Consider the following 3,523-nt stretch of genomic DNA (forward strand, 5'->3'; position numbering starts at 1 on the left):
ACCAAAGCTTCTTCATAGCTGTCATAACCTGCGAGCACGCCAGTACCGCCACTGAAAGGAACGGGTAAACCAACAGCATCCACGATGTAATCGCCCAGAGTGCTATCGAGTTTGAATTCAGGCTTGCTAGTAGTCGGATTCATCACCCGTTGACCTTCGAGCGCAACCTTGGCAGTAAAAGTAGTAGTGTCACCGTCGAATTTGTAATCGATCTGGTAAGCGTTTTTTTTAAATTTAGGTTTAGCGCGGTTGTAGCGTCCTTGCAAGTGATGTCCGAGTAAAAGTAACTCATACAGTAAACCGACCCAAGTAGTAGCCCGGACGGTGCCGTCTGTTTGAACGATGGTAGAAAGAGCCATAATCGAAAAAATGTTAATTGGTAATTTGTGCAGTGGATGGGGCGATAACTGCCCCCTAATCTCATGCTTTTACCATGCCCCCAGAACCCTCTCACAGTAACATTTTGGCGATTGGAAAAGTTTCGTTCCCTATAGGGGGCGAAACTTTCTAGCATATTGCTAGATCGGCGCAGATCGATTTGAAAAATGCATATCTCTGATGCAGATATGGGAATGCTAAAAATAAAATCAAGGTTTTTACCGATGAAATTAGCTACAGCTCCCAAAATTCATGCCCTCGGCTTTCAGAATTCTTGCCAACGTGCCTTGTATGGTGCGACTCAACTGTTTGGCGGTACCAATCTCAGCACGGCTAAAACCCTTATCCCCGCGATCGCTCCAAATCCTCGCTCCGTTCCCCCAGTCGTTGGTGTTCCGGCTGTAATGTCTCCCGCAGTCTTACCCGATCCTAAATTTATTGGCAGTGTCAAAATTGACGAAATGCCGACCTATATTAAGGTTGAGGCTAATCTACCCTACACGCCAGCCGAGATCGCTAAAGGTAAAGCTTTATCCGTCGCCACGATCGATCAATGCTCTCCTGCCTCCCTCGATCTGGGTAACTGGTTGGGTGATTTTGCCAGTGATACCCCTGGATCTGAAGATTTGACCGGATTGACTACTGTCGAACAATTCTTTTACCGCGAAAGCGTTGCCGCACTGGCTGAAATTACTGCTGCAAATATTGCTGGTTTACCTGCTAACAGCATTGAAAAAGGTTTGTATCAAGTGAATGCGACAGTTGCTGCTATCCCCGTCGTGAAAATCCTCTTGCATCTACCTAAGCAGACTGGAAATACTACCTATTTAGGATCTGTGGGTTTGCCTAGTGACGGACAAGGTAGTAGCGTAGGATAAGCCTTTAGCAAATAGCACGATCGAGACTCAATCGGCCAACTCGATCGATGCTGAATTTCAATCGAAATCGGCCAGCAGCGGCTCGATAATTGCTGGCTCAATTCAATATTTATCACGTTTTATTTAATGTATGGCTAGCCCAATTAACACCTATTTAGTTGATGATAATTGCGCTCCAACAAGTCCCAAACCAGCGTTACAGCAGTATGACAATTACCAGATTTACGATCTGTACTGTGTAGATCGACCTGTTTCGATCGTTGAAGGTTATGACTTTGAGGCTTATAGGCACCTCGTACCTAGTACCCATAAGGGCTTGATGCAAAGCTGGCTAGCTGTGCAAAGATACAGCCCCGATCGGATAACTCTAGATTTTGAATCAATTATTCAAGCTCATTATGCTTTCCCACTGAGAACAGAAATCGAAGGCAAATATGTCGATCGACTCGATCTTTATGGTCGGGTGATCTTCTATAACTCCGAAGTGGATTTTTACGCTAATATCTATACTCCTGCGGGTCAAGCTTTTTGGGATTATGCCCATAGCCTTAATCCAAGACCTTATAAAATCGCCGTCGGCACTGGCCATTACACCGCAGTGCAATCTACCCAGCCATTTTATTGTTGGTTTGAATACGATCGAGAAGTGCGTTATCCCGTACCCGCCGATTATTTAGATTTGTTAGGTGGATACCAATGGGATTATAGGAGGAAGCCTAGTCGAAAAATCAAGCTTAAAGTCGATCGCGATTGTGAAATTGACTTTAACTATTATCGGCCTAATCCCTACGAACCTATCCCAAAATTACAGTCGATCGACTGGGTGCATCGCCGAATAATATTTCAAAAAAACACCGATTACTGGATCGATTTTAGTGAGGCCGTATTAGGAACGGTACAGATATTTGGCGATACAGATATTGTCTCATCACTGACTAATCAAATAAGGAACACTCTCCATCTGGTAACAGAATATGCCTGGAGTGACTATCTCCACACCAATATCGAATCATTGTTCGCTCATTGGGTATCGGCTTATCAAGCTTTAGTAGCAAAAATTAAACCTCTCCCCGACGATCTAACAGCTAGCAACGTCGATCCGCCTCGCGTTTATTACCGAGAAAACAAACAATACGAGCAAAATATTCTCCACAAACTAGCCGCTAATAATAACTATTGGCATAACGAACTAGCGGCTGGCATCGATATCGGTGTTGACGACACACACCCGATGTTTTTAGTCGATGACGAACGCGCATATAACTGGCATATTCAACCACAATTCGATCCCCAAACTGGTGAAGAGAGAGGCATAGGGACATTAGTCATGGATTCCATCAACGTAATTAATATTGCCAAAGCTTTAGATGCAAATAAATTTGCTACCGACGAAACAGATCCCGATCGATCTCGGGTGGCTACTATCGGCTGGCATGTCAATAGACAATCAGAGGTTTTAGGAATTAGTGTCAAACCGGACGGCACGATCGATGAAGCACTAGAAAAAACTACCAATCGGCGACTACACGCCAATGGATCGGAAGAAAATAACCCGCAGGAATACAATTTTAATGGGTTTGGTTCTAAAGGCACGATAGTTCGCTATATGCCGAATAAATTCTCGCCCAATGGCACCACCGCTGGTGGCTATCGGAAGGTTAGGAATATTCCCCAATTGCTGGCAGAATTCCACGAACAAGCGAATGCGGCAATGGGCTATCAAGAAGGCACTGCGATCGAGATTCAACTCGACGGGGAAACATACCGCTACCCGAATCAATTAGCTCTATTAACCGAGCTGTTTGTGACGGCCAAACAGACGGCTACTTATTCTAAAGGTTCATTCTTTAGTTCGCTAATTGGCGAACAATCCATCAAAGAAGTTATCGCCGGATTGGGGTTGAGAACGGTGGATAAATATCTAGAGTTTTCCGTGGCTGGCAAGGCTGTAAAACTCTATTACAAGGGCATTTCAGCGAGTCAATCGGTGAGACGAAAACTGTCAGCCGTAGCCACAAATGTCGGGATGATTTTCGGCAATATTAACTAAGAGTAAGAGTGTCGATCCAATGGCTAAGGCGTGGTTGAATGAAATATTAACAGGGGCGAATTTTCCCGATCTCAAAAAAGCCGCAGCCGCCACCGGACTCAAGGAGTTATTGAAAAAGGTTAAAACTGGTGATTCGATCTTTGAACCAGTTAATGACGAAAAGAAAAAGCTTGAAAAGCAATACCGTGGCGACTTTCGCGCGTCGATTGCATCCCAT

4 protein-coding genes are annotated in these 3,523 nt (G+C 44.6%); 3 read left to right on the forward strand and 1 reads right to left on the reverse strand.

What is annotated here, in order from left to right; genetic code table 11:
* Window positions 1–359 (reverse strand): hypothetical protein (locus RMO27_RS11250; RefSeq protein ID WP_309732416.1); only part of this gene is annotated, 359 nt, incomplete at its 3' end.
* 243 nt (window positions 360–602) lie between these two features.
* Here RMO27_RS11250 and RMO27_RS11255 point away from each other — a divergent pair.
* From RMO27_RS11255 to RMO27_RS11265, 3 genes are all read left to right on the forward strand, one after another.
* A complete protein-coding gene (locus RMO27_RS11255; RefSeq protein WP_309732417.1) occupies window positions 603–1,256 on the forward strand; it encodes a hypothetical protein in 654 nt (217 codons plus the stop codon).
* Between the two features lie 130 nt (window positions 1,257–1,386).
* A complete protein-coding gene (locus tag RMO27_RS11260) occupies window positions 1,387–3,306 on the forward strand; it encodes a hypothetical protein (RefSeq protein ID WP_309732419.1) in 1,920 nt (639 codons plus the stop codon).
* Between the two features lie 19 nt (window positions 3,307–3,325).
* The coding region (locus RMO27_RS11265; RefSeq protein ID WP_309732421.1) for a hypothetical protein at window positions 3,326–3,523 on the forward strand (198 nt) is incomplete at its 3' end.

It is taken from the genome of Chamaesiphon sp. OTE_75_metabat_556, from assembly GCF_031378165.1.
Taxonomy (GTDB): Bacteria; Cyanobacteriota; Cyanobacteriia; order Cyanobacteriales; family Chamaesiphonaceae; genus Chamaesiphon.

Coding starts and splice junctions, on each gene's coding strand:
- RMO27_RS11255 (WP_309732417.1), top strand. CDS start 603: ATGAAATTAGCTACAGCTCCCAAAATTCATGCCCTCGGCTTTCAGAAT.
- RMO27_RS11260 (WP_309732419.1), top strand. CDS start 1,387: ATGGCTAGCCCAATTAACACCTATTTAGTTGATGATAATTGCGCTCCA.